Annotated in this window: 21 protein-coding genes; 11 read left to right on the top strand and 10 right to left on the bottom strand. The window is 64.1% G+C overall.

Features of this window, described 5'->3' with window-relative positions; translation table 11 throughout:
* Positions 1-69: 69 nt before the first annotated feature.
* Positions 70-1,002: a hypothetical protein gene (locus ATE70_RS00345; protein WP_058799808.1), complete on the top strand. Its 933-nt coding sequence runs from the start codon at positions 70-72 to the stop codon at positions 1,000-1,002.
* Here ATE70_RS00345 and ATE70_RS00350 read toward each other — a convergent pair.
* Together ATE70_RS00350 and ATE70_RS00355 are read right to left on the bottom strand one after the other, a co-directional pair.
* Entirely contained in the window at positions 999-2,519 is a 1,521-nt protein-coding gene (locus ATE70_RS00350) for a lipopolysaccharide biosynthesis protein (protein ID WP_058535993.1), read from the bottom strand. The genes ATE70_RS00345 and ATE70_RS00350 overlap by 4 nt on opposite strands.
* Positions 2,520-2,568: 49 nt before the next feature.
* A complete protein-coding gene (locus tag ATE70_RS00355) occupies positions 2,569-4,290 on the bottom strand; it encodes a sulfatase-like hydrolase/transferase (RefSeq protein WP_058535994.1) in 1,722 nt (573 codons plus the stop codon).
* A gap of 262 nt (positions 4,291-4,552) precedes the next feature.
* On the opposite strand from ATE70_RS00355, the gene ATE70_RS00360 reads away from it, so the two are divergent.
* A complete protein-coding gene (locus ATE70_RS00360) occupies positions 4,553-7,108 on the top strand; it encodes a TonB-dependent receptor (RefSeq protein WP_058535995.1) in 2,556 nt (851 codons plus the stop codon).
* Positions 7,109-7,220: 112 nt separating this feature from the next.
* On the opposite strand, the gene ATE70_RS00365 is transcribed toward ATE70_RS00360, so the two are convergent.
* Complete coding sequence (locus tag ATE70_RS00365) at positions 7,221-10,223, bottom strand: TonB-dependent receptor (RefSeq protein WP_156419566.1); 3,003 nt, start codon at positions 10,221-10,223, stop codon at positions 7,221-7,223.
* 434 nt (positions 10,224-10,657) lie between these two features.
* Here ATE70_RS00365 and folE point away from each other — a divergent pair, with 434 nt between their 5' ends.
* Positions 10,658-11,260 (top strand): GTP cyclohydrolase I FolE, encoded by a 603-nt coding sequence (folE, locus tag ATE70_RS00370; RefSeq protein WP_058535996.1) that lies wholly within the window; start codon positions 10,658-10,660, stop codon positions 11,258-11,260.
* Positions 11,261-11,273: 13 nt separating this feature from the next.
* Here folE and ATE70_RS00375 read toward each other — a convergent pair whose 3' ends face one another.
* From ATE70_RS00375 to ATE70_RS00400, 6 genes are all read right to left on the bottom strand, one after another.
* Positions 11,274-11,930, bottom strand: a complete 657-nt coding sequence (locus ATE70_RS00375; RefSeq protein ID WP_058535997.1) for a Fe2+-dependent dioxygenase — start codon at positions 11,928-11,930, stop codon at positions 11,274-11,276.
* Positions 11,930-12,979, bottom strand: a complete 1,050-nt coding sequence (locus ATE70_RS00380; protein ID WP_058535998.1) for a hypothetical protein — start codon at positions 12,977-12,979, stop codon at positions 11,930-11,932. Before ATE70_RS00380 ends, ATE70_RS00375 begins: the two co-directional genes overlap by 1 nt.
* A 92-nt stretch (positions 12,980-13,071) precedes the next feature.
* The gene (gene rplI / locus ATE70_RS00385) at positions 13,072-13,695 is read right to left on the bottom strand and encodes a 50S ribosomal protein L9 (protein ID WP_037517578.1); all 624 of its coding nucleotides are present in this window, start codon (positions 13,693-13,695) and stop codon (positions 13,072-13,074) included.
* Between the two features lie 13 nt (positions 13,696-13,708).
* Complete coding sequence (gene rpsR / locus ATE70_RS00390; RefSeq protein ID WP_037517582.1) at positions 13,709-13,933, bottom strand: 30S ribosomal protein S18; 225 nt, start codon at positions 13,931-13,933, stop codon at positions 13,709-13,711.
* An 11-nt stretch (positions 13,934-13,944) separates the two neighbouring features.
* Positions 13,945-14,310 carry a 30S ribosomal protein S6 gene (gene rpsF / locus ATE70_RS00395; RefSeq protein WP_056371356.1) on the bottom strand — a complete coding sequence of 122 codons (366 nt, stop codon included), beginning with the start codon at positions 14,308-14,310 and terminating at the stop codon, positions 13,945-13,947.
* A gap of 158 nt (positions 14,311-14,468) precedes the next feature.
* A complete protein-coding gene (locus tag ATE70_RS00400) occupies positions 14,469-15,863 on the bottom strand; it encodes a Mur ligase family protein (protein ID WP_058535999.1) in 1,395 nt (464 codons plus the stop codon).
* A 153-nt stretch (positions 15,864-16,016) separates the two neighbouring features.
* Between ATE70_RS00400 and ATE70_RS00405 the strand changes: the two genes are divergently transcribed.
* From ATE70_RS00405 to ATE70_RS00425, 5 genes are all read left to right on the top strand, one after another.
* Positions 16,017-16,844 (top strand): LD-carboxypeptidase, encoded by an 828-nt coding sequence (locus ATE70_RS00405; protein WP_058536000.1) that lies wholly within the window; start codon positions 16,017-16,019, stop codon positions 16,842-16,844.
* Between the two features lie 44 nt (positions 16,845-16,888).
* On the top strand, positions 16,889-17,827 hold the full coding sequence (fabD, locus tag ATE70_RS00410) for an ACP S-malonyltransferase (protein ID WP_058536001.1): 939 nt from the start codon (positions 16,889-16,891) through the stop codon (positions 17,825-17,827).
* A gap of 16 nt (positions 17,828-17,843) precedes the next feature.
* Entirely contained in the window at positions 17,844-18,434 is a 591-nt protein-coding gene (locus ATE70_RS00415; protein ID WP_156420148.1) for a hypothetical protein, read from the top strand.
* Between the two features lie 121 nt (positions 18,435-18,555).
* Positions 18,556-19,296: a 3-oxoacyl-[acyl-carrier-protein] reductase gene (gene fabG / locus ATE70_RS00420; protein ID WP_058536003.1), complete on the top strand. Its 741-nt coding sequence runs from the start codon at positions 18,556-18,558 to the stop codon at positions 19,294-19,296.
* Between the two features lie 34 nt (positions 19,297-19,330).
* Complete coding sequence (locus ATE70_RS00425) at positions 19,331-19,870, top strand: hypothetical protein (protein WP_058536004.1); 540 nt, start codon at positions 19,331-19,333, stop codon at positions 19,868-19,870.
* Between the two features lie 61 nt (positions 19,871-19,931).
* Here ATE70_RS00425 and ATE70_RS00430 read toward each other — a convergent pair whose 3' ends face one another.
* The gene (locus ATE70_RS00430; RefSeq protein WP_058536005.1) at positions 19,932-22,055 is read right to left on the bottom strand and encodes a TonB-dependent receptor; all 2,124 of its coding nucleotides are present in this window, start codon (positions 22,053-22,055) and stop codon (positions 19,932-19,934) included.
* A 194-nt stretch (positions 22,056-22,249) separates the two neighbouring features.
* Between ATE70_RS00430 and ATE70_RS00435 the strand changes: the two genes are divergently transcribed.
* Genes ATE70_RS00435 through ATE70_RS00445 form a run of 3 tightly spaced genes read left to right on the top strand, consistent with a single transcriptional unit; the run spans position 22,250 to position 24,791 of the window.
* Positions 22,250-23,239 (top strand): cysteine synthase A, encoded by a 990-nt coding sequence (locus ATE70_RS00435; protein WP_058536479.1) that lies wholly within the window; start codon positions 22,250-22,252, stop codon positions 23,237-23,239.
* A complete protein-coding gene (locus ATE70_RS00440) occupies positions 23,236-23,631 on the top strand; it encodes a hypothetical protein (RefSeq protein ID WP_058536006.1) in 396 nt (131 codons plus the stop codon). The genes ATE70_RS00435 and ATE70_RS00440 overlap by 4 nt, the downstream gene beginning before the upstream one ends.
* 35 nt (positions 23,632-23,666) lie before the next feature.
* The gene (locus ATE70_RS00445) at positions 23,667-24,791 is read left to right on the top strand and encodes a Gldg family protein (protein WP_058536480.1); all 1,125 of its coding nucleotides are present in this window, start codon (positions 23,667-23,669) and stop codon (positions 24,789-24,791) included.
* The last annotated feature ends 207 nt before the right edge of the window (positions 24,792-24,998 follow it).

Below are 24,998 nucleotides of genomic sequence, written 5' to 3' on the forward strand. Positions count from 1 at the left end.
CCTGAACGGACGCAAATGCGTGGATTTTGGCCTCTACCAATGGGTTGTCGTGCGTGTTACTGCCCAGCGATGAACAGGATTGTGAACAAGCTCAACCGGTTGTGGAAGGAGCGCGCGCACCGCGCCGCGGCACGGGCGGTACTGGATACGCCCCCGATCGTACCGGCCGATGACGGACTGGTCCTGTTTTCCATGATCGGCACGCGCGTGCTGCTACCGTATCTCGTCGCGGTCAAATCGCTCCACGCGCAGCTTGGCAAAGGGCGCATCGTCATCCTCGACGACGGTACGCTCACCGACACCGACCGGCAGATATTGGCGGCGCACCTTGGAAATCCGCACATTGTGGCGATCGCGGATATCGATACCGCGCCTTGTCCGCGCGGGCAGGTATGGGAACGCCTCCTCGCGCTTCTGGACATGCGGGCAGGCGATTATGTGATCCAGCTCGATTCGGACACGGTCACGCTGGGCGACGTGCCCGAGATCGCCGCGGCGATCGTGCAAAATCGCAGCTTCACATTGCGCGGCGATCCCGATTCCGAGCTGTTGTCCTTCGCTGAGATGGCGGCAAAGTCCGATGACGACGCGTTTCTCTACAATCCTGCGGCCCACGTGCAGGGTGCGATCGAATGTGGTCTCGACCGCGTTTCGCTGCCCATGGTCACGAACCCGCACTATGTGCGGGGATGTGCGGGCTTTGCCGGTTTCGCGCGTGGCGGCGATGGCCGCGCGCTTGCCGAGGCGTTTTCACGCGAGGCCGAACGATTGCTCGGAGCCGAGCGCTGGGCGCGATGGGGCAGCGAACAGGTGACGTCGAACATCGTTATCGCCAACGAACCCGATCCGTTGCTGCTGCCTTACGATCATTATCTCAACTTCTGGGACGAAGGCGTGCCGGCCGACGCACGGTTCGTCCATTTCATCGGCAGCTATCGCTTTAGCGGCAATGCCTATATCGACGCGACGCGCACAGCGATCGCGGCGCTGGGTCGCGCCTAGACGGCGACGGCTGGATCGGCCGGCATGCGCCGTCCGCGTACCAGTTCGATCAGGTCCCGCACCGTCTCGCGCGCGAACAACGCCAGCCACAGGCAATAGATCGGTCCCCCGGTTGCGACGAGCACCGCCAGTCGCATGGGCTGCGGCAGCGCGGGCAGCATGCGATCGACCAGCATCACCACCGCAGCCATGGCGGTGGCGGCAAGAACCGGCGGTGCGACCGCGCGCAACAGCTCGCTCGCCCGGACGCCGACAACGGGCAAGCTCCGGACGGCGGCAAAGGCGAGCAGCAACGGATAGGCGATCAGCCAGGCCCATGCGATGCCGATGATTCCCCACTGCGCGCCGACCAGAAATACGACCGGCATCAGCAGCGCGCCTGCCGCGGCATTGCCCGACGCGATACCCGGGCGGCCGAGCGCGTCGGTTGCGGGGCGAAGCAGGGTGAACAAGGTCCAGAAGGGCATGGCGAGCGCCAGCGGCAGGAGCAGCGGCACGATCTCGCGCCATTTTTCACCGAGCAGCGTGAGCACGAGCGGTTCGGCCACGGCGGCGAGACCGAAGAAGAACGGCATGGCTGCGACCATGATCGCGCGCGTCGAGCGCGTGAAGCCGGCGGCCAGCGCGGGCCGGTCGTTCTGCATTCGCGAATAGGCGGCAAAGGCGACTTCGTTGAGCGGCGGCACGACCTTGTTGTTGAAGATCTGCGTCAGCAGCAGCGCGGTCGTATAGATGCCGACCAGATGCGCCTCGAACCAGCGGCCGGCGACCAATATGTCCGCCTGGCTCTGGACGAAGCCGAAAAACTGCGCGACCGCGATCAGCCCGCCATAGCGCGCGATCGAACCCGCGCCGCGGAAGTCGAAGCTGGGCCACATCCAGCTGCGCGCCGCGATCGTCAGGCCCAAGGCCCGCGTCGCGAACATGGCGATCGGCGCCCAGACCAGCGCCCACACGCCCCAGCCGGCCAGCGCGCCGCCGAGCGCGACGCCCGCGCCGATCAGCGCGGAGACGAGGTTGACCTGCGCCTGACGCTGAAACTCCAGCGAGCGTGCGAGCTGCGCGTAGGCGAGCGCGGAGAAGGGAATGGTGAGATAGATCAGCGCCTGCACCCGCAGCAGATCGGCGACCATCGGCTGGCGATAATAGGCGGCCGCCAGGGGCGCGCAGGCAATCTGGGCCACCGCGAGCGCGCCGTTGAGCAGCAGGAGCAGGCCGAAAATCTGCCGCAGCTCCTGTTTGGCTACCTCGTCGCGCTGGATTATAGCGCTGGCGAGGCCATAGCCGTTGAGCAGGTTGAACAGCATCAACATCACTTGGGTGAGCGCAAACAGGCCATAATCTTCGGGCGTCAGGATACGGATGACGAGGAAGGTGGAGGCCCAGGCGACGATCTGCCCCGCAATCTGCGACCCCGAGCGCCAGATCACGGCGCGGCGGATCCGCTGACCGAAATCGGGTTCGGTCGCGATATCCGGGCCAAGTGCCGTTTCGGGGGGGATGGAGGGGCCTGACATGACGGCGAGCCTTAGCAACTATTCGTTGGCAAAGCATTGCACGCGCCTGTCATCGCGGTGCAGCGCCGTTCTTGCGCGCGGCATAGTCGCCAACCGGCGGTCGGGCGACCGATGCGCGCTCGACCTTGACCCATATCGGCTTGCGCCCCAGCCGCGCGTTGAAGAGGCTGTTGAACGTGGCCGGATCGGGGGCGGAGGAGTCGAGCGCTTCGCCATATTGGCGGCGCACCGCCGCCCGATCATAGCCCATCGCATTCAGCAGCGTCGGAAAGATGCGATAGTGGCTCGATGCGTCGAAATGGCGCTTCGCGGCCGCGTCCCAGCGGCCGGGCGCGCCGATGATTGCGAGGGGCACTGCGCCCTCCTCGCTGGCGGGCGACGGGCTGCAATGCGTCGTCGTTCCCGAATCGCCGCGCTCGTGCAGATTCTGCCCGTGATCGGACGTATAGATGATCAGCGCCCCGTCGAGCCGGGCGCGCGCGAACAACCGGTCGAAGAAGCCGCCCACCGTCCACGTCACCGTGTTGCGATAGGCGTTGCGATAGCGGCGCCAGCTTTCGGCGCCGTTGTACAGATTTTCGGGAAGCCGGGTTTCGGTCACGACCTCCGATTCGTCGCGCGGCAGCGCGGGGCTGAAGAGATGGGCGCTGTCGGGATATTTGTCGGCGACGGGGAAATGCGCACCCATCTTGTTGACGAGGATGAATTCGCGCCGCTCGTTGCTGAGCGCCGCGATCAGCGCATCGGCCGCGGCCATGTCGCGGTCGACGACGGGTATATCGTCAAACTGGACGATATGATCGATCTGACGCCGCTCGGCATCGTCCATGCCGTTCTGATAGGCGCCGCCGGTCCGCTGCGCGTCGATGTAGATCGTCGCGAAGCCGGCTTGTTTCGCATAGGCGAAGATTGACGGCATCGTGGCATTGATGCGGTGATAGGCGCCGCGTGTCCCGCCGTAGCGAAGCGTCAGATTGCTTCCGAAACTGCAATTGGCGATCGAGGCGGCGAGCCCGAAATTGCTGACGACGATGCCGGGGGGCGGCGATGCCAGCCCGGATCGAACGCCCGCGGCATCGTTGATGTCGAGGTATCGGCCGGCAATGCTTTCGTCGATGATCAGGATGATGTCGCCCTGGTCGGGTTTTGGACCATGCGCGATGGTCACCGGTTGGCGCGCCATCGACGGCTGCGTCGCGGCTTCGAATGCAGCAAGCGCCGAATAGGCGGTTCCGACCCAGGCGTTCGGTAGCCCGCGGCCGCCTTCGCCCCCGCGCACGAACAGCAGGATGGTTAGCATCGCGAGCCCCGCCAGCGGTGCGAGCGCAGCAGCGATGCTGGGCAGGGGGCGCCGGGCACCCGGTTTCAGCCCGACGCCGACAAAGAGGAAGAATGCGCCGGCCGCCGCCCACGCGATCGATGCGCCATATTGCGCGACGGCGTCGTCGGCGAAGCCGGCCGAATGGACCATGGTGACGAAGGCGTCGTAGCTCATCGCATCGGCCGTGGCATCCTGAAAGCTGCCGACCAAGATGGCGGCGAGAGCAAACACTGCAGCCCAGCCCCACCGCAGCAGCGGGCCGCGGATGAAGGCCGCGCCCCACAGGCAAGCGATCAGGCCGCCATAGAGGCCGGCGTAGAGCAGGAGGGGCGGCGACAGTCCCAGCATAGCGATCCGAGCGGCGATGCCGGGAAGCTCGAAGGCCAGGCCGAATGCCAGCAGCAGCGTTTTGGTCAGCGTGTTCGGGCTCGGCCGGGTCTGTGCCCGCATCGCTTGTCCTTCGTCTTCCGGGGCGGAGCTATTTGGCAGATTGCCTAATACACGTTTCGCATTTGACACATAACTGTAACCAATTCGAACGTTCGCCGTAACGTAAACTGTTGCTTTTTAGTCACGAATTGGCGGAAAATCGGCCGTTTCGCGCGTGCGCGCGTTGACGCCGCCGGGGTGGGCGTTAGACCGGGAGCTTACCACCGGGCATCTCCCGATAAGCCTTTGGCTGCGCTTCGGTGGGTTTGGAGAGAGACTGAATATGACTTTGCGCAACATTCTGTTGGGCGCCACCGTGCTGTGTGCCGCCACCACCCCCGTCTATGCCTTCGCCCAGGATGCCGCGCCGGCCGACGCCGGAACGACGGTCGACGACACCGATTATGGCAACGACATCATCGTTACCGCCAGCAAACGTTCGCAGACGCTGCAGGACACGCCGGTCGCGGTCTCGGTGACCTCGGCAGCGCAGCTTGAAGAAGCGCAGATCCGCGACCTTATCGACCTGCAGTCGTCGGTCCCCAGCCTGCGCGTGTCGCAGCTCCAGTCGAGCGCGAACACCAACTTCATCATCCGCGGTTTCGGCAACGGCGCGAACAACGCCGGTATCGAACCGTCGGTCGGCGTGTTCATCGACGGCGTCTATCGCTCGCGTTCGGCCGCCCAGATCGGCGACCTTCCCAACGTCGAGCGCATCGAAGTGCTGCGCGGCCCGCAATCGACTTTGTTCGGCAAGAACGCATCGGCGGGCGTCATCAGCATCGTCACGCAAAAGCCGCAGTTCGAATTCGGCGGCTCGGCCGAAGTCACCTATGGCAACTACGACGCGATCACCGTCAAGGGCGACGTCACCGGCCCGATCAGCGACACCATCGCCTTCTCGATCGGCGGCAGCTACAACCGCCGCGATGGTTATGCGCAGGATTTGAAGCTCGACACCGACGTCAACGACCGCAATCGCTGGGGCGTGCGCGGCCAGCTCTTGTTCGAACCGACCGACGCGCTGTCGATCCGCCTGATCGGCGACTATGACAAGATCGACGAAAATTGCTGCATCGCGGGTAACGTCATCGCCGGCCCGACCGTCGCGATCACCAACGCGCTCGCGGGCGGCCCCAGCGTCGATGCGAACGACCCCTTCTCGTATGACGTCTACAACAACTTCCTGTCGTCGAATAAGATCAAGAATTACGGCGGCTCGGCGCAGATCGACTATGATCTCGGCAACCTCGCGCTGACCTCGATCACCGCGTACCGCAAGGTGCAGGCCGACACGAACCAGGATTCGGACTTCACCGCGGCCGACCTGATCGGCGAGAAGAGCGACAATGTCGGCATCGACACGTTCACGCAGGAAATTCGCCTGACGTCGGACTTCGACGGCCCGCTCAACTTCCTGATCGGCGGTTATTATTTCAACGAAAAGGTCGACCAGCAGAGCGCGATCAAGTTCGGCCAGCACTTCCGCCCCTATGGCGACGCGCTGATCCGGGCGGCGAGCGGCAATGCGCTCAACGTCGGCCTGCTCGAAGGCACGCTTGGCGCGCTCGAAGGCGCTCCGACGAAATATCTCGGCACCTTCTTCCGCGCGGGTAATGGGCTCGACGAAGATTATCAGATGAAGAACGAGGCCTTCTCGATCTTCGGCACTGTCGATTTCGAGGTCACCGATCGCCTGACGCTGACCCTCGGCGGCAACTATACGAAGGACCGCAAGCGTTTCTCGACCAATGTCGTCAGCAGTGATGTGTTCTCGGGCGTCAATCTTGACGCGGCTGCCTACACGCCGTTCCGTCAGGCGCTGCTGATCGGTCAGGGTGTTCCCGCGCCGACTGCCGCCTTCCTGGCGGCCAATCCGACGCTGACGCTGCCCGATGGGCGCAGCGCGAACCCGCTGGCCGGCCTCAAGGCGTTCCAGTTCCTGCCGCCCTTCCTCAACCTTCCGAATGCGGTCGAAAGCGGCAAGACCAACGACGGCGATTTCTCGTACAGCGTTCGCGCCGCCTATGAGCTCACCGACACGGTCAATATCTATGCGACCTATGCGACGGGCTTCAAGGCGAGCTCGGTCAATCTGTCGCGCGATAGCCGCCCGCTTGCATCGGACCTCGCGGCGATCACCGCCGCGGGTTTGCGTACCCCGAACCTGGTGGCAGGGTCGCGCTTTGCCGATCCCGAAGAATCGACCGTCTATGAGTTCGGCCTGAAAGGCCAGTGGGACGTCGCGGCGGTGAACGTCGCGGTGTTCAAGCAGTCGATCAAGGGCTTCCAGTCGAACGTCTTCACCGGCACCGGCTTTGCGCTCGCCAACGCCGGCAAGCAGTCGACGTTCGGTATCGAGTTCGACGGCTCGGTGCGTCCGGTCGCCGGGCTCAACCTGACGCTCGCGGCGACCTATCTCGATGCCAAATATGACAGCTTCATCAACTCGGCGTTCGGCGACATCTCGGGCAGCACGCCCGCGGGCATCCCGGAACTGTCGCTGTCGCTCGGCGGCACCTACACGCATGAATTCGCGGGCGGGACCAAGGCGATCGCGCACGTCGACTATGCGTATGAAAGCCCGGTCCAGATCGTCGAAGGCCTCGGCGGTTTCCCGGCGAGTGTCGCGCAGAACCTGAAGCGCGAAGTGAACTCGCTCAACGCGTCGTTCACGATCCGCCTGACCAACGGCATCGACGTCGGCGTGTGGGGCCGCAACCTCACCAACGCGCAGTATCTGACGACGATCTTCCCGGCGGTGGCGCAGGCGGGCAGCGTCTCGGGTTACCCGAGCCAGCCGCGCACCTATGGCGGGACCATTCGCTACAAATTCTGATCGGGAGCGCCGGGGTAGCGTTGCTCCCCCGGCTGCCGCAGGAAAGGCAAAAAGAAATCCCGGCCTCTCGATCGAGAGGCCGGGGTTTTTTGGTGGCGTTGCCGCCTGCGCTTTAGAATTTCACACCGGCGGCGATGCCATAGCGGCGCGGTTCGAGCGTGAAGATATTGGTGTAGTTACCCGACGACTGGTCGGTGATGTACAGGCCGGTGACGCTGTTGGCGTCGAAGACGTTCTGGATGAACCCCCGCACATACCATTTGTCGTCGGCGCCGTTCAGCTGCACCTGGGCGTTGACCTGGGCATAGCCTTTGATCTTGTTCACATTGCCGTTGAAGATGCTGCCATAGCTTTCACCGGTATAGGCGAGGTCGACGCGCGGAACGAGCGACATGTCGCCCATACGCGCCGTGTATTGGATGCCCGCGCTGAACTTGTAATTCGGCGCCTGCGGCAACTGGTTGCCCTTGATGTTGACCGGAATACCCGCGGAGAAATAGTCGACCCCGCCCAGCGTCGCGGGATTGACCGAGAGGCCGGCAACGGGAGCGGGCAGGTTGGCGAAGGCGCCCGCGGCTGCGGCCTCCATGACCGAACAGATGCTGAAGGCGCCCGTCGAGGCGATGCCGCCATCGGACGGGAAGGCCGTCGTCGGCCGCAGCCCCGCGCCGCCCTGAACACCGGGGACGATGCCCGCGTTGATCAGGGTCTGGACGCCATTCACGAAGGCGTTGACCCCGGCCACATTGCCAGTTCTCGATCCCACCGCGCAGTTCGCGGCGTTGGTGATGTCTTTGATGATAACCGCATCGCTGCGGCCGCCGCCAAAGTCACGGGGGTTGCTGGTGAGCTTGTCTTCAGACACCTTGCTGTGCAGGTAGCTGAAGCCGAGGTTGACCACCACGTCGGGGTCGGGCCGGACAATGGCTTCGGCTTCGAAACCATAGATATCGGCGCTGACATTGTCGTTCACCGCGGTACGGGCAACGATCTTGCTGAGCTGCAAATCCTTATACTTATAGTAGAAGGCCGTCAGGTTCAGCTGGAGCGCCCCGTTGTCGAAGCTATTCTTCGACCCGATTTCAAAGGCGTCTACCTGTTCGGGCTTGAACGATTCGGGCACGGCGAAAATCGGCTGGAGCGGCGGGTTGATGCCGCCCGATTTATAACCGCGCGAATAGGAAGCGTAGAGCAGATTGTCTTCGGTGACCTTGAAATCGAGCACCGCGCGGCCCGTCAGCTTGTTGAACTTGACGCTGCGTTCCTGGATGATCTGGTTGCCCGGCGTGCCCGGATCTGCGTCGAACGATCCGACGAACGGCGAACCGAAGACGGTATCGGTCGTTCCGGCGTGCGGTGCAAGGAAGCTTGCCAGCGTCGACCGCGCCGACACACTCTTCTTGTCGTTGTTATAGCGCAGGCCCGCCGTAAGTTTCAGCCGATCGCTGAATTCGAAATAGGCTTCGCCAAACAGACCCCATGACTTGATGTTCAGATCGTCGGTGTTGTTGCGGAAGAAGGGTGTCGCGAGGAACGACGGCGGCAGGGGGCCACCGGCGGCCGGCGGGTTGGTCGCCGCGGTGAAGGCGCCCAGCACGCCCGTCAGATAATCGATCGGGAAGGCGTTCACATAATAGCTGTTCTCGGTCAGGTGGTAATCGGCATAAATGCCGCCGACCAGGAAGTTGAACGGCCCGTCGAGGTCGCTCGACAGGATGCTTTCGACCGACCAGCTGCTGTTATACTGGTTTGACCGGTCGAATTGCAGCGACTGGTCGCTACAGATCTTGTTGCCGCCAAAGCTGCCGTAGCCGCTTTCTTCCGCCAGCGACGTGCAAAGCTGGCCGGTGGGGCCGTTGGGGATGATCGCCGCGGCGACGGGACGGAAATAGGGCGCGAGGCCGGCCCCCAGCGCGCCATTCGCGGCCGCCTGCAAAGTGGCGAGGCCGGTCGCATAGAGCGCGCGGTTGCCGATATTGCTGTTATAATCCTGCGACGCGTCGAGCTTGACCTTCTGATACTGGCCCGAAACCTGCAGCGACACGGGGCCGAAATTATGCTCGATTTGGCCCTGCAGCGTCAGTTCGCTGGTGAAATAGCTCGGCGTATAGGCGGTATTCACCTCGCGCGGATCCGACGGGATCGTCGTGTTGGCATAGACGTCGGGCCCATAGAGACTGCCGAGGGCAAAAGCCTGCGGGATGCCGCGGATCGCGAGGAATTCGCGCGACGTCAGCGCGGCGGTGAAGGTCGCGTTGCCGTTGAAGGGCGAATTGTCGAGACGGCTGTTCAAACAGCCGAGGATGCCGGTCGGATCGCGCTGGCAAAGCTGTTTCTGGATGCGCGTGCGCTTGTCTTTTTCGCGGAAATAGGATGCGAGCAGGTCGATCGTCGTGTCGGGCGAGGGTTCCCAGCGGAACGAGCCGCGGACCGAATAAAGATCGCGGTCGTCGATGCGGGTGTCGAGGAAGCTGTTCTTCGTATAGCCGTCGCGGTTGAGGTAAATGCCTGCAACGCGGATGCCCATCGTGTCGCCGAGCGGGATGTTCACCATCGCCTTGCCCTTCATGGAATTATAATTTCCATATTCGGCTTCGGCGGCGGCTTCGAAGGCGCCGAGCTTTGGCTTGGCGGTGATCACGTTGACCACGCCCGACGTCGCGTTGCGGCCGAACAGCGTTCCCTGCGGCCCGCGCAGCACTTCGACGCGTTCGAGGTCGAAGAATTCGGTTTCGAACAGGCGGGTCGAAAACAGCGGGTCGCCGTTCAGATGGATCGCGGTTGCGCTGTCGCAGGTCGTGCCGACGCAAAGGTCGCCGATCCCGCGGATCGTGAAGCTGGCGCCCGTGAAGTTGGTCTTGGTGAAAGTGACGTTGGGCAAGGTCAGCTGAAGATCGGACGGTGTCTTGATCTGCTGCGCTTCGAGCGCCTCGGTCGAAAAGGCGCTGACCGCGATCGGCACGTCCTGCAGACGTTCCGACTGGCGCTGCGCCGTGACGACGATTTCGCCGCCGAAAGCATCGCGTTCCACTTCATCCGCCGCGTCCTGCGCATATGCCGGCGTCGCCACCGTCATCGCAAGGATCGAGGTTCCGATCAGTGCCTTGAACTTCATCTATAGCCTCCCTTTTTCGATCCCGCGCGATGCGGGGCCGCCCAACGTCAAATTGTGGTAAGGGGAGGGGAAACGACCAGACATGGCAAAGGGCACCCGGCTAAAGCGGCCATGTGCCCTCGTGAATCCCACTTGCCAGCTGTGCTGGTCATCGTCCTCTCCCACCGGCGTCGGGGAAAACGCCGGCCTCTCCGGAATACGACCCGCTTGAGCGAGTTCTGTATGGAGCAAAGGTGCGCCGAGTTGACGAAAGCGTCAAGTGACTTGTTTGGCTCAAAAAAGGACGCGAAACCGCGCCTCTCCGAAAAGTGAAAAAGCCAAGATTCCGCAACGTAAAGTTGATGGGAGAGGACAATTTCTTCTTCTCTGGCCCTTGCTTATCGTCGCATTCGCCCCGAAATGTGCGACATGAAGGCAACAGTGAAAGCGGGGCGATGAGCGACAACGGACAAGAGTTGGGACCGGACGGCAAGGTGGTCGTTCCCGACCATGTTGCGGACGCCGTGCGGACGCTGATCGAGTGGACGGGCGACGATCCGGCGCGCGAGGGGCTGCTCGACACACCGCGCCGCGTCGCGCGCGCGTGGAAGGAATATTGTTCGGGCTATGCCGACGATCCGGCGCTTTACCTGTCGCGCACCTTCGAGGAAGTCGGCGGCTATGACGAGATCGTGCTGCTGCGCGACATTCCGTTCCAGTCGCATTGCGAGCATCATATGGCGCCGATCACCGGAAAGGCCTCGATCGCTTACCTGCCGCGCGACCGGGTCGTCGGCATTTCGAAGCTGGCCCGCGTGCTCAACGGCTTTTCGCGGCGGCTGCAGGTGCAGGAGCGGCTGACCGCCGAGGTCGCGAAGTGCATCTGGGACAATCTCCAGCCGCAAGGCGTCGCGGTGGTCATCGATGCACAGCATGGCTGCATGACCGGGCGCGGCGTGCGCACCCCGGGCGTCGGCATGGTGACGAGCCGCCTGCTCGGCTGTTTCCTCGAGGACCAAAGCAGCCGCAAGGAAGTGCTGAGCCTGATGGGCTATTGATGGGCGGACGGCCTTAGCGCCGCCACATCCGCAAGAGCTGATACTGGACCGCCTGCAGCCGCGTGAAGTTCGCGGGTTCCATCTTGCCGCCCTCGATCGCGGCAATTTCGTTCAGTTCGTACATCAAATTCCGGTGCGCGACGTCGGGGATCAGGCTCTGGATGAAGGTGATTGCGACGAGCCGCTCGCCGCGCGTCACCGGTTCGACCTCGTGCAGCGTGTGCGAGGGATAGATGATTGCGACCCCTGGAGCTTCCTTGAAGCGCAGGTCGGCACCCCCCAACTGCACGTGCAGCGCGCCGCCCTCATAATCGGCAGGATCGTTCAGGAAGATGGTGCAGCTCACGTCGGTGCGCAGCTGGCCGTCGGGCAGGGGAATATAGGCGGCATCGGGGTGCAGCCCGTAATGCATGCCCGGCGTGTACCGCGTCATCAACGGCGGTGCGATCCGTGCCGGAAAGGAGAATTCCATGAAATCGGGGTTCTGCACCATCGCATCGAGCAATATCTTCGACGAGCGTTCATAAGCGCCGGCGTCGTGAAGTTGCAGGTTGTTCTTCACCTTCGAATGCGGGTTGCTGATCTTTCCGTCGACAAACTTGCCGCTGGCGGCAATTTCGCGCAGCGCGCGGACCGCGCCATCGTCGAGCAGCTGGACGAGCTTGAACATTATGCGCTTTCCTGGTTGCCGCGGATCGGCAGGTCGCCGAGGCTTGTATAGCGTGCGGCGAGCGCTTCAACCCACGCGATCGCTTCGGCGATGGCGGGCGCGTGTCCGACGGCCGCCTGCGCCTGCAATTCGCGGCGCAGACCGGGGCTATAGCCATGCTCGGGCGCCTTAGAGTATTGGCGCATCACAGGTCCGGCGAGCGCGGCGTCGATCCGCGCCGCATCGACCGACAATCCGAAATGCCCGCACTGCGCGGCGAGCGCGGCGGCGGGATCGGCCAGCACGCCTTCGAAATCGGCCCACAGATGCCGCGGATCGGCGCGCGGCAACGTCTGCTGCGCCGTCGCCATCTCGCAAAGCCAGCTCATCGCGACGCGCGTCACCGGTGGCAGCTGCCACAATGCGAACGGGAAATCGGGCAGCAGCGCGGCAAGTCGCGCCATGCGTGCCGGAGCTTGCGCCAGCGTCTCGGCCATCGACGCCTCGCCGGCCAGGATCGTCTCGATGTAGCGCGCGAGCGGGACGTAGAGGAACAGCGCGCGGCTATCGGCACCCGTCAGCTCGTCGGCGATCGCCGTGATCACGCTCGACGCCTTCACCATCGCGCGCTGGCCGGGGGCGAAGTCGCGGCCCAGCCATCCGACAGCTTGTGCAAGGCGCCCGCGATAAAGCTCGGGCGACCAGACCGACTCGGGCCGGTCAATCCGCTCGGCGACCTGTGCCAGCGTGCGGAGCAGCATCGGCTCGCGCAAGGGCAGTACCTCGCCAACCTCGGCATGCAGTCGCGACACGAGCGTCGATCCGACATGGCCGATATGGAAGATGAAGTGCGGCGCAGGGGCCGCGGCGCCCAGATCGGGCAGGGTGTCCCACGCCATCCACTCGCGCCCGATGCGATCGGTGAGCAGTCGCTGGTCGAGGAAGCTTGCGGCGCGATAATCGGCTTCGGTCAGCAGTGCGATCAGCACCCGGTCGTTTGCGAGGTCCGCCATATGCGGCAGCAGGCTCGCATCGGCGGCAAAGCGGCGCTGGAAAGGATCATCGGCCATCGCCGAGCCATAGGAAAGGGCGGACCATAAGAAAAGGGCCGCGCCCCCTTTCGGAAACGCGGCCCTTTCAAAAGGCTTTGGCCAGAGGAAGCTTAAGCTTCTTCGGCTTCGTCCGCAGCAGCTTCGGGAGCGAGCTCCGAAGGCGGCGTTGCGTCTTCGAATTCGTCTTCGCTGTCGGGTTCCAGTGCCGTGGCGACTGCCTCGGCCTGTTCTTCCTCGAACATCGCCGCAATGACGTCGATGCCCTGCTTCTGCATTTCGGCTTCGTCGGGCGAGCGCGCGACGTTGACGCCGACGGTCACGACGACTTCGGGGTGCAGCTTGACCTTGACGTCGACCAGGCCGAGCGACTTGATCGGGCGTTCGAGTTCGACCATCGACTTACCGATGCCTTCGACGCCGTCTTCGGCGAGCGCGTCGACGATGTCACGGACCGAAACCGAGCCGTAAAGCTGGCCGGTGTTCGATGCCTGACGGATCAGGACGATCTGCTTGCCGTTGATGCCGCTGGCGCGGCCTTCGGCGTCGGTGCGACGTTCGGCGTTATCGGCTTCGATCTTGCCGCGGTTCGCTTCGAACAGCTTCTTGTTGGCGTCGTTCGCGCGAAGCGCCTTGTTGTTCGGCAGCAGATAGTTACGGGCAAAGCCGTTCTTGACGGTGACGACGTCGCCGATACCGCCCAGTTTCTCGATGCGTTCGAGCAGGATGATTTCCATCGGTCAGCCCTCCTTACTTAACAATGTAGGGGAGCAGGCCGATGTGGCGCGAGCGCTTGATCGCTTTCGCCAGCTCACGCTGCTTCTTGGTGGACACCGCGGTGATCCGCGACGGGACGATCTTGCCACGCTCCGACAGGTAACCCTGGAGCAGACGGACGTCCTTGTAATCGATGACCGGTGCATCCTTCTGGCTGAAGGGGCAGGTCTTGCGGCGGCGGAAAAAGGGTCGTGCCATGGTCGTTTTCCTTATTCTTCGCCGTCGCGGTCACGGCCGCGGCCGCCACGACGTTCCTGCTTGCGCATCATCACCGACGGACCCTTTTCGAGTTCGTCGACCTTGATGGTGAGCCAGCGGATGATATCTTCGTTGATCGCAGCCTGACGCTCGATCTCTGCGATGGCTTCGCCTGCGACTTCAGCCGACAACATCACATAATGACCCTTGCGGTTCTTCTGGATCTTGTAGGCGAGCTGCTTCAGGCCCCAGGTCTCGGTCTTGTGAACCGTGCCCTTAAATTCGCCGATGACGTTGGTGACGGTTTCCGCCAGCGCGTCGACCTGAGCCTGGCTCAGGTCCTGACGCGCGATAAAAACATGCTCGTAAAACGGCATGATGCGCTTCCTTCGATTTGGCCGATCGCTGGCTTCGCGCCAATCGCGAAACCCCTCCGGCTGTCGTCAAGCTTTACGGATTGGTGCAAAGCAAACGGGGCGATGGCAACGTGGCCTCGCCCCGAATGAGCGCGCCTATACAGATTCGCGGGGAGAAATCAAGCGGAGAGCGCCAGCTTTCCCAAGAGTTCCCGCCCGAATTCGGTGAGCGTGTCGTCGCGCGCGCCGAGGATGAGGATGCGGTCGCCCGCCTTGGCCGCGTCGAGCATTGCCGCGCCGCATGCCGCGCGGGTGGTCATATGCACGGCGTCACCCCCGCCCGCGACGATATCGGCGACGAGCGCCTCGCTGCCGATGCTGCGGTCGACGGTGCCGCCGAAATAGACGGGGTCGCACACGAACAGCTTGTCATCGGGGCGCATTCCGGCGGCAAAGCTTGCCGCGAGTTCCTTGCCCATCTGGCGCAGCGGGCCATAACCGTGCGGCTGGAAGAAGATCAAAGCGCGGCCCGGCAGTTCGGACACGGCGGCGAGCGTCGCGGCCACCTTGTCGGGGTTGTGCGCGAAATCGTCGATCACGGTGACCCCGCCTGCTTGTCCGAGCACCTCATAGCGGCGCGCGAGGCCGGCGAAGTCCGCGAGCGCCTCGACCGCCTGTGCTACGGTCGTGCCCGCCGCGTGGGTGGCGGCGATCGCGGCGAGCGCGTTGGCTGCATTGTGACGGCCGGGCATGCGAAGCCTCACCCGATAGGCGGTGCCATCGGCATGAACGGCGAAACGGCAGCCGTCGGCCAAGGCTTCGAAATCGCTTCCGCGAATGTGGGTGTCTTCGCCTTCGCTAAAACCGAATGAAATATGATTGTCCAATGAAAGGAAGGGTGTGCTTTCCTCATCGTCGATATTGACCACGGCAACGCGCGCCTTGAGGAGAAAATCGGCAAACAGGGCATGGAGTTCTTCGAGGCTCTTGTGATCGAGGCTGATGTTGGTGACCACCGCTACATCGGGGCGATAGAGCGCGATCGATCCGTCGCTTTCGTCGACTTCGCTGACGTAGATCGCGGCGTCGCCAACCAGCGCGCTCGCGAATGGCCTGTCGTCGCCCGAAAAATTGCGCATGACCGCGCCGTTCATCACGGTCGGTTTCCGGCCCGCGCTTTCAAGGATCCAGCCGATCATCCCGGTGACGGTCGACTTGCCGCTCGTCCCGCCGACCCCGATCGCGCTGTCGGCTGCGTTGAACAGCGCGGCATTCAGGTCGGCGCGTGTCATCCGCGGCAGACCGAGCGCGTTGGCCGCGGCAATATCGGGAACGCTGTCCTCGATCGCCGCCGAGGCGACGAGGATCTGGTCGGCTTTGGGTCCGCTGCCGTCTTGCGGGTAAAAGGCGATGCCCTGGCTTTCGAGCCAGGCGAATTTACCGGGCGTCCGCCCTTGGTCACGGCTGCGATCGGACCCCGACACTGCGTCACCGCGCGCCGCGACGATCATCGCGAGCGGCAGCATCCCCGACCCGCCGATGCCGCAGAAGAAATAGGATTTGTTTTCGGCCATCGCGGCGCGATATGGCTTTGACGAAGGGTTTGCAACCAGAGCGGCACTCTCTTTCCCGTTCGCATCGAGTGAAGTCGAGATGCTCCTCGACCTTGCGCGCCGCCGATGGGTGTCTCGACTGCGCTCGACACGAACGGATTTAGAGGTCGCTGCATGCGCATAGGCATCGTCGCTCCGTCGACACCCATTTTACCCGATGATGCGGAGGCCGTTCGCGCGCTCGCAAGCCTCGGCTACCCTGACGTCGAACTCGTCTTCGACCCGCAATGCTTCGCTGTTCACGGCCATTTCGCGGGCGAGGATGGGCACCGCTTCGCCGCGCTCGTCGAGATGGCGAACCGCCCCGACATCGACGCGATCTGGTTCGCGCGCGGCGGTTATGGTGCATGCCGGATCGCCGAGGATGCGGTCGCGGCGATGACCGACGCGGCGAGGGCCAAGGCGTTCCTCGGCTATTCGGATCAGGGCAATCTGCTCGGTGCGCTCTATCGCGAGGGGTTCGACCATGTCGCGCACGGCCCGATGGTCGCCGATATCCGCCGCGAGGGCGGTGACGCGGCAGTGCTGCGCGCGCTCGACTGGCTCGTTGCGCGCGATCCCGGTGCTTGCGAAGCCGGATTGCAGCATGGCGCCCGCCATGCGGCGTTCAACCTGATGACGCTGTCGATGCTGATCGGCACCCCGCTCGAACCCGATCTTTCGGGCCATGTCGTGTTGGTCGAGGAGGTGAGCGAATATCTTTACGCCTTCGACCGCGCCTTCTTTCACGTCGCGACCTGTCTGGGCCCGCGCGGGCTTGCCGGATTGCGGCTGGGACGGGTCGGCGACATTCCGGAAAACGATCGCCCCTTCGGCATGGAGGCCGATGAGATCGCTCGCGATTGGTGCGGGCGCACCGGCGTCCCCTGGCTCGGCCGCGCGGACATCGGCCACGACGCTGCGAACAAGGTCGTGCCCTTCGGCTTGCATCGTGCGGGGTGAAGGAATAGGCGCGCGGTAACGAATATCACCGCAGGGGACGCAATATGCGCGCATTCATTTTTCCGGGTCAGGGCAGCCAGGCCGTCGGCATGGGCAAGGCGTTGTCGGACGCTTCGCCGGTCGCGCGCGAAGTGTTTCAGGAGGTCGACGACGCGCTTGGCCAGAAGCTGTTCAAGCTGATGAGCGAAGGCCCGGAGGACCAGCTCACCCTTACCGAAAATGCCCAACCCGCGATCATGGCGAACGCGATCGCGACCTTGCGCGTGCTCGAAAAGGAAGGCGGCGTGACGTTGGCTGCCAAGGCCGATTATGTCGCGGGCCACAGCCTCGGCGAATATAGCGCGCTCTGCGCAGCCGGCGCCTTCGACCTCGCAACCACCGCTCGCCTGCTCAAGACCCGCGGACAGGCAATGCAGGCGGCGGTGCCCGTCGGCGTCGGCGCAATGGCGGCGCTGCTCGGCGCCGACATCGACACCGCGCAGAAACTCGCCGACGCCGCGGCCGAGGGCGAAGTCTGCACTGTCGCCAATGACAATGATCCATCGCAGGTCGTGATTTCGGGCCACAAGGGCGCGGTCGAGCGCGCCGTCGCCCTCGTGAAAGATTATGGCATCAAGCGCGGCGTGCTGCTCCCCGTCTCGGCGCCCTTCCACTGCCCGCTGATGCAGCCCGCGGCCGACGCAATGGCCGAGGCGCTCGGCGCCAACCCGCCCGCCGCGCCGCTGGTGCCCGTCGTCGCCAATGTCACCGCGAGCCCGGTGAGCGACGCCGACACGATCCGCGATCTGTTGGTCCAACAGGTCACCGGCCGCGTCCGCTGGCGCGAAAGCGTCGCGTCGATGGAAGATATCGGTGTCCAGCAGTTCGTCGAATTCGGCGGCAAGGTGCTCGGCCCGATGGTCAAGCGCAGCGCATCGGGCGAAGTCGAGACGGTAAGCGTGATTTCGATGGATGACATCGAAGCGCTGCTGAAAGGTTTTTGAAATGCGACTTGCGACGTTGAACCACAGACTGTGGGCCGCGTCAGCGCTGCTGCTTTTCAGTTTGACTTCAATAAATGTTGAGGCGGCAGAAAATCTCGAATGTATGGATGTTGGATATTCTGGCACCGAGCTGGCGGCAATGGACCGCTTTGTTGAGAAATATGGCTTGGCGGACTGGCAAGCTGCCAAACGTCTGCCGAATGATATCGAGAACTCGATTGCTACGCGCCTGCGATATTGCGCGGACGCAAACGCATGGCCACAGAGGGCAATCGAGCAGGCCGTGTATTACAAGGTTAGCATTCTTACGGCGGCTGCCATCGATAAGAACACTCCTTTGAGTTCTCAACAAATGGCTCAGCTTCGCGGTGCCTATTCAAGCACAGATTCAAAGCGTTTGATGTCCATCATGCTTCCTGCTCTTGATGCCATTTTCGCCGTAAAAGCAGTGCCTGTACCGTCAGAAGACGACATAAGCTATTTGAACGAGCATATCACGCGGCGATCAGGGCTTCCCATTAATAACGAGGTCACAAACTACATAGGCGCCTGGCTGCTCACGAGGGGCATGGTGGAGATCACGAAGAGACGGTTCAGTGAGTTTTAAAATCTCGCCTTTGGATTAGCGGGCGGTTGTGCGGTTCTAACCATTAGATTCTGCGTTCTCCGCGCGAAAATCATCTTACACCGACGTCCGAGATTCGGACCCCAGACTAAGGAACAAAACCATGTTCGATCTCACCGGCATGACCGCCCTCGTCACCGGCGCTTCGGGCGGCATCGGCTCGGCCATCGCGCAGGCGCTCGCGGCGCAGGGCGCGCGGCTCGCGGTGTCGGGCTCCAATGCCGACAAGCTCAATGCGTTTCGCGATAGGCTCGGCGGCGACCATGTCGCGCTGCCGTGCAACCTCGGCGATGCGGCTGCAGTCGATGCGCTTGTCCCGGCTGCGGTCGAGGCGCTGGGCCAGCTCGACATCCTCGTCAACAATGCCGGCGTCACGCGCGACAATCTGATCATGCGCATGAAGGACGAGGAGTGGATGGATGTCATCCGCATCAATCTCGAGGCCAATTTCCGCCTTGCGCGGGCTGCGGCGAAGCCGATGATGAAGGCGCGCTTCGGCCGCATCATCTCGATCACCAGCGTCGTCGGCGCGACAGGCAATCCGGGGCAGGCCAATTATGCCGCGTCAAAGGCGGGCGTCACCGGCATGACCAAGGCGCTGGCGCAGGAACTCGCGAGCCGCGGCGTCACCGCGAACTGCGTCGCGCCGGGCTTTATCGCCACCGCGATGACCGACGACCTGCCCGACGTGCAGAAAGAGGCACTCAACCAGCGCATTCCGGCCGGCCGGATGGGTGCTGGCGACGATATCGCCGCCGCCGTCGTCTATCTGGCGTCGAAGGAAGCGGGCTATGTCACCGGTCAGACGTTGCATGTGAACGGCGGGATGGCCATGCTGTCCTGAGGGGTCGCACCCTAAAGGGCGGAAGGATTCGTCGATGCATAAGGGTCTGATCGCGGGCGTTGCACTTGCCTTGGCGATGCTTCCGGGCGCGGTCCGGGCGCAAGAGGGCGAGAAGTTCGACTGCGTCGTCACGTCGGTCCCGATCGGCACCAAGAATTCGATCGGTCTCGCGATGGCCGGTGGCGGCGACGAAGCATCGCGCGAGGCGCTGTTCAAACAGCTTGGCGCGGTCACCGACGATTGCGTGACGCGCCATGGCATCGCCGCCGAACAAAAGAGTGTCTATTTCGACTACAGCCTCGCGCGCATTTCGCGCGAATGGCTGATGGGCGATATCGCAAAACTTGGCCTGGCGAGTGTGATCGTCGACAAGGCGCTCGATTTCGGGCCCGGCGGCGCGAACCCCGATCTGTCGGGCGACATGACCGAGGATCAGATCATGAAGATCGTCCAGGCCTATATCGAAAGCGGTGTCGACATCGAAAAGGTCGACGGCGCCGCCTGGGAAAAGGTCGGCGCTTATGCCGCCGCGACCTCGATCTACTGGAACAAGCGCAAGCTGCTCGCCTTCTGAACCCGAACGGGCCGGATCCGGCTGAACCGGACCCGGCCCTCGGGACGAGCGGAGAGAGGGGTTAGAAGCTCGCCCGGGCTGTCAGCCGGAAATCGCGTCCGGCCAGTGGCACATAATCCTTGGTAAAGCTGGCGTGGCGGCGCGCTTCGACGTCGAAGATATTGTTCGCCGACAGGCTGAGCGTCAGATTTTTCGTGTCGGGGAGCGGGCGCCAGCTGATCGAGGCGTTGACCAAAGTGAAGCCGTCGGTCGGCGTCTCGAACTGCGCGACGCGCGTCTGGTGGTCGGTCCATTCGACCTCGACGCGCGCGTCGACACGTTCGCCTTGTGCTTCGAGCCCGCCCAGCACGCGGAGCGCCGGGATGCGCGGCACGTTACGGTCGAGCCCGGCATTCTTGATCTTCGCGCGCGTCATGTCGGCGGTGACGTCGCCGACGATGTTGAACCCGCCGATCTGCGCCAGCCGTGCGCTTGCTTCGGCCTCGAAGCCATAGACGCGTGCATCGCGCTGGAAATACTGGAAGACGGGCAGTTCATCCTCTTCCGCGCCGGTCGCCGCCGAATAGATGAAATTGTCGAACCAGTTCGAATAGCCGGTGAGGCTGAGGTTGAAGGCGTCGGTCTTGATCTTGAACGAGGCTTCGGCGCCCCAGTTCGATTCGCGCTTCAAATTCGGGTCGCCCAGCTCGAAGCTCTGCGTCGCGATGTGCGGACCGTTCGACAGCAGCTCCTCGGCCGACGGCGCACGGACCGCGCGCGACACCGAGACGCCGAATTTCGCGCCCTCGAATATGTCGTAGGTCGCGCCGAGCGCGCCCGAAAAGCTGTCGAAATTGCGTTCGAAACCCAGCGTGTGGGCGCGGACATTGGTCTTTTCGTACCGCGCCGCGGCTTCGAGCCCGAGCGGGCCCATCGTATATTCCTGCAGCGTGAAGAGCGCGAACTGGTCGGTCAGGTTGTGGGGCACGAACGCCTCGGCGCCGATCGCGTCAAAGTCGCGATGGCTATACTGCACGCCGCTCGCGCCGCGCCAGCCGCCGCGGTCGTTCTGCGCCAGCTCGATCCGGCCTTCGATGCCCTGGTTGGTGAAGATGGTGCCGACCTCGTCGCCCTCGAACTCGGTGTGCTTGTAATCGGCAAAGCCCGCACGGACGCGCAGCTTGTCGAAGAAGCCGTCGCCCAACTCGACTTCGCCGCGAAGATCCGCGCGCCACTGCTTCAAGCCGATGGTGACGGGACCTTCGCCATGGTCATGACCGCCTTCTTCCTCGCCGCCATGGTCATGCGCGGTGTTCGGGCGGTCGGGCACACCATAATTGGAGTCGAAATAGCCGATCGATATGCCGAGCTGGCCACCTTCGTTGATCAGCGACAGGCCGCCGCCGGCGGTCCACGTCTCGCTCTGCGTGTTGTCGATCTTGCCGCGCTTGCCCGCCTGTTCGGTCAGCTCGGCCGCCTCGTCGGGATGCCCGTCCTCGATCTCATGCTCGGCAAGGTGGAGCAGATCCCCGCGAATGCCGGGAGCATAGACGAAGCCGCCGCTGCGGGCGTCGCCCGTCTTGCGCCAGCTGCCGTCGAGATGCGCGACGATCTGCGGGCTCAGCGCGACGTCGATCGAGCTGCCGATGTTGCGGTCGTTCGCGGCGGTCGCATAGCCGCCGATCGCATCGATATGGACATGATCGGTCGGAACCTTGCGCGGGATGCGGCGGTCGAACATGTTCACCGCGCCGCCGATCGCCTGGCTGCCGAACAGCAGCACCGCGGGGCCGCGCAGAATCTCGATGCGTTCCACGGTCAGCGGGTCGATGGTGACCGCATGGTCGGCGGAGGTGTTCGACGCGTCGATCGACCCGATGCCGTCGGTGAGCACGCGCACGCGCTCGCCCGAAAAGCCGCGGAGCACGGGGCGCGAAGCGCCGGGCGAGAAGCTCGTCGCCGACACGCCCGGCTGGCGGGTGAGCGTGTCGCCGATCTGCCCGCGAATGTCGCGCGCCAGCTCGTCGCCTTCGAGCACCGATACATTGCCGAGGATATCGAGGCTACGGACATAGGGCGCGGTGACGACGATCGGCTCGCCGGTGTGCACATCGTCGTCGCTGCCCGCGGCGGCGCGGTCCTGCGCGTACGCGGGGGCGGCGAGGAAGAGGGCAAAGGTGAAACCGGCGGAGCAAAGCAAACGCATAAGGGGAGAGTCCTGTTGTTATGGCGACCTGTCGGCGCACCCAGTAATGATATACTGTTACAATCGCAACCCTTGAGGTGGTCCCGGGCTGTCGTTCGTCGGACGTCGATGCCCGTTGGTCGACAAAGGCCGAACATTGACAGGGCAAGCGAAGCTGTCTTGCGGGGCTGCGGGCGGCGCCCTAGATCATGCGCATGACTATTGCTGCAAACAGCCTCGACCTCATCGGCAACACCCCGCTGGTGCTGCTCAAGGGGCCGAGCGAAGCCACCGGCTGTGAAATCTGGGGCAAGTGCGAATATGCCAACCCCGGCGGATCGGTGAAGGACCGCGCCGCGCTCTATATTGTCCGCGATGCCGAAGCGAACGGCAGCCTGCGTCCCGGCGGTACGATCGTCGAGGGCACCGCGGGCAACACCGGCATCGGGCTGGCGCTCGTCGGCAATGCATTGGGCTACAAGACGATCATCGTCATGCCCGACAACCAGAGCGCCGAGAAAATGGCGACGATCCGCGCGCTGGGTGCCGAACTGGTGCTCGTCCCACCCGCGCCCTTCGCCAACCCCGGCCATTTCGTCCACACCTCGCGCCGCATCGCCGAGGAAACCGACAATGCGATCTGGGCCAACCAGTTCGACAATATCGCCAACCGCAAATCGCACATCTTCGGCACCGCCGAAGAGATATGGGAGCAGATGGACGGCCGCATCGACGGCTTCACCTGCGCGGCGGGCACAGGCGGCACGATCGCGGGCACCGGGCTCGGGCTGAAGGCGCATAATTCCGACGTCGTCATTGCGCTCACCGATCCGCATGGCGCCGGGCTCTATAATTATTATCAGTGCGGCGAGCTGCGCGCCGAAGGCAATAGCGTTGCCGAAGGGATCGGTCAGAACCGCATCACCGCCAACCTCGACGGCGCGCCGATCGATACGCAGTTCCGCATCTCGGATGCCGAGGGGCTCGCGGTGGTCCGCCAACTGCTGGACGAAGAGGGGCTATGTCTCGGCCTGTCGTCGGGGATCAACGTCGCCGGGGCGATGGCGCTCGCGCGGCAGCTGGGTCCGGGCAAGCGCATTGCAACCATCCTCTGCGACAGCGGGTTTCGCTATCTCTCGACGCTCTACAACCCCGAATGGCTGGCGAGCAAAGGACTGGAGACGCCAAAGGAGACGGCGGCATGAGCGTGCGGATCGAAATTCCTTCGTCCCCAAAAGAGGCGCCGCCGCCACCCCCCACCGCGCCCGTCGACGACACGATACGCCGCTTGCAGATCGGCATCGCCGGGGTGCTCACGGTGTTGCTGCTCGTCGGCATGGCCGGGTTGATCGGTGATCGCGCCCGGGAAAGCGCGGCCGGCGACACCGCCGCCACCGCCGAAGTCAAAATGCCGGGCGATGAAGAGAAAACCAGCGGCGCGCCGCTTGAGGAACTGGGCGTTCAGGCGGTGTCGCCCTCGTCGAAGGATGAAAATGCCGCGACCCCGGTAAAGGTGCCACAGGCCGCCCCATCGGCGACCGTGCCCGACCTCGAACCCGATCCTGCACTCCAGCGCGCGCGCCAGTCGAACCAGTGACGGCGGCATCGCGCCGGCCCGTGCTGCGCGCTTTCATGATAGCTGCCACGATCGTCGCGCTGGCCTGGGTCGCGGGCGGGCAGGCGCTGCTCGGCCGGATCGATCCGGCGCTTGCGATCCCGCTGCTCGCGCCGCCGATGCTGCTTTTGGCCTGGTGGCAGCGCGGTGAGCCCGTCGCGGCGCGGCGGCTCGCTTGCCTTCTCACTCTCGCGCTTGTGGCGATAACGCAGGCTCTGCTTGGCGTCGTTCTCGCCGGATCGGCGGCGTGGTTGCAGCTGCTCCTGGCGATCATAGCGGGGGGCATCGCGGCTTGGCTCGCGGACAGGATCATCCAATGGCGCAGCCCGAGTAAATTGCTGTCGTGGCTCGCCGGATTTCTGCTCGTGGTCGGCTGGTTCGGGGCGGGGCACGCGCTGCTCGCGACCCTCTATCGGCCCGCGTCGGCTTCGGCGGGCGCGCCTGCCGTCACCATGCTCACCGGCCTGCCGCTGCGCTGGTCGGCAAGCCCGAGCATTGCGGCGATGATCGCCGAAGGGACGAATGACGATCCGGCGCTCGCGCGGCTGGCGGCGGCGGGGCCGGTGTCGCTGGTCGACAGCCTCGCCGATCATGTGCCGCCGCCGGGCGGGACTCTGTTGATCGCGCACCCGCGCGCGCTGGCGCCGCAGGAACTGGTCGCGATCGATGCGTTCGTGCGGGGCGGCGGGCGCGCGGTCGTACTCGCCGATGCGCTGTCGGGCTGGCCGGCGCGCCATCCGCTCGGCGATCCGCGCAACGCGCCGGTGACGAGCCTGCTCACGCCGCTGCTCGACCATTGGGGCGTGACGCTGGGCGCCGCGCCCGCCGGGGAGAGCAAGCCGCTGCCGGTCGATGTCGATGACGCGCGCCTGCGCCTGTTCAGTGCGGGGCGCCTGGATCGTCTGCCGCCGGCGTGCCGCGCCTACGCCGGTCGCCGCGTTGCGCAATGCTGGATAGGGCAGGGCGAGGTCTGGCTGGCGGGCGATGCCGATCTGCTCTTCACGCCGCTCTGGCAACCGCTCGTTCCGGGCGCGTCGCACCTGCGCCAAGCCGATACGATGGAGTGGCTTTCGGCCCGCCTGTGGCGCGGTGCCGGAAACAGCTTGCTTCATCCGCTCTGGATTCGCGCCAGTACCACCTGAGTCGGGCGTATCCGCCCCGATTTACCCCGATCGAAGCCTGTCCCGCAGTGCCGCTGTGCGCCGTGGGACCGGTATTTACCCAATTCGGAGGTCTTTTTGCGGCAAATGGGGGTCAGATTCCCTATTTCACCCTAAATTACCCCTTTTCACCCCGATCTATAGTTGATACTCAGGAATCGGAGAGGGGCATTCTCCACCCGTGCCGAA

The sequence above is a fragment of the Sphingopyxis sp. H053 genome, from assembly GCF_001468225.1.
Classification (GTDB): domain Bacteria; phylum Pseudomonadota; class Alphaproteobacteria; order Sphingomonadales; family Sphingomonadaceae; genus Sphingopyxis.

Bases quoted from the DNA above. Each gene is read 5' to 3' on its own strand.
- ATE70_RS00345 (WP_058799808.1), top strand. From the start codon at position 70: ATGAACAGGATTGTGAACAAGCTCAACCGGTTGTGGAAGGAGCGCGCG.
- ATE70_RS00350 (WP_058535993.1), bottom strand. From the start codon at position 2,519: ATGTCAGGCCCCTCCATCCCCCCCGAAACGGCACTTGGCCCGGATATC.
- ATE70_RS00355 (WP_058535994.1), bottom strand. From the start codon at position 4,290: ATGCGGGCACAGACCCGGCCGAGCCCGAACACGCTGACCAAAACGCTG.
- ATE70_RS00360 (WP_058535995.1), top strand. From the start codon at position 4,553: ATGACTTTGCGCAACATTCTGTTGGGCGCCACCGTGCTGTGTGCCGCC.
- ATE70_RS00365 (WP_156419566.1), bottom strand. From the start codon at position 10,223: ATGAAGTTCAAGGCACTGATCGGAACCTCGATCCTTGCGATGACGGTG.
- folE (WP_058535996.1), top strand. From the start codon at position 10,658: ATGAGCGACAACGGACAAGAGTTGGGACCGGACGGCAAGGTGGTCGTT.
- ATE70_RS00375 (WP_058535997.1), bottom strand. From the start codon at position 11,930: ATGTTCAAGCTCGTCCAGCTGCTCGACGATGGCGCGGTCCGCGCGCTG.
- ATE70_RS00380 (WP_058535998.1), bottom strand. From the start codon at position 12,979: ATGGCCGATGATCCTTTCCAGCGCCGCTTTGCCGCCGATGCGAGCCTG.
- rplI (WP_037517578.1), bottom strand. From the start codon at position 13,695: ATGGAAATCATCCTGCTCGAACGCATCGAGAAACTGGGCGGTATCGGC.
- rpsR (WP_037517582.1), bottom strand. From the start codon at position 13,933: ATGGCACGACCCTTTTTCCGCCGCCGCAAGACCTGCCCCTTCAGCCAG.
- rpsF (WP_056371356.1), bottom strand. From the start codon at position 14,310: ATGCCGTTTTACGAGCATGTTTTTATCGCGCGTCAGGACCTGAGCCAG.
- ATE70_RS00400 (WP_058535999.1), bottom strand. From the start codon at position 15,863: ATGGCCGAAAACAAATCCTATTTCTTCTGCGGCATCGGCGGGTCGGGG.
- ATE70_RS00405 (WP_058536000.1), top strand. From the start codon at position 16,017: ATGCGCATAGGCATCGTCGCTCCGTCGACACCCATTTTACCCGATGAT.
- fabD (WP_058536001.1), top strand. From the start codon at position 16,889: ATGCGCGCATTCATTTTTCCGGGTCAGGGCAGCCAGGCCGTCGGCATG.
- fabG (WP_058536003.1), top strand. From the start codon at position 18,556: ATGTTCGATCTCACCGGCATGACCGCCCTCGTCACCGGCGCTTCGGGC.
- ATE70_RS00425 (WP_058536004.1), top strand. From the start codon at position 19,331: ATGCATAAGGGTCTGATCGCGGGCGTTGCACTTGCCTTGGCGATGCTT.
- ATE70_RS00430 (WP_058536005.1), bottom strand. From the start codon at position 22,055: ATGCGTTTGCTTTGCTCCGCCGGTTTCACCTTTGCCCTCTTCCTCGCC.
- ATE70_RS00435 (WP_058536479.1), top strand. From the start codon at position 22,250: ATGACTATTGCTGCAAACAGCCTCGACCTCATCGGCAACACCCCGCTG.
- ATE70_RS00440 (WP_058536006.1), top strand. From the start codon at position 23,236: ATGAGCGTGCGGATCGAAATTCCTTCGTCCCCAAAAGAGGCGCCGCCG.
- ATE70_RS00445 (WP_058536480.1), top strand. From the start codon at position 23,667: ATGATAGCTGCCACGATCGTCGCGCTGGCCTGGGTCGCGGGCGGGCAG.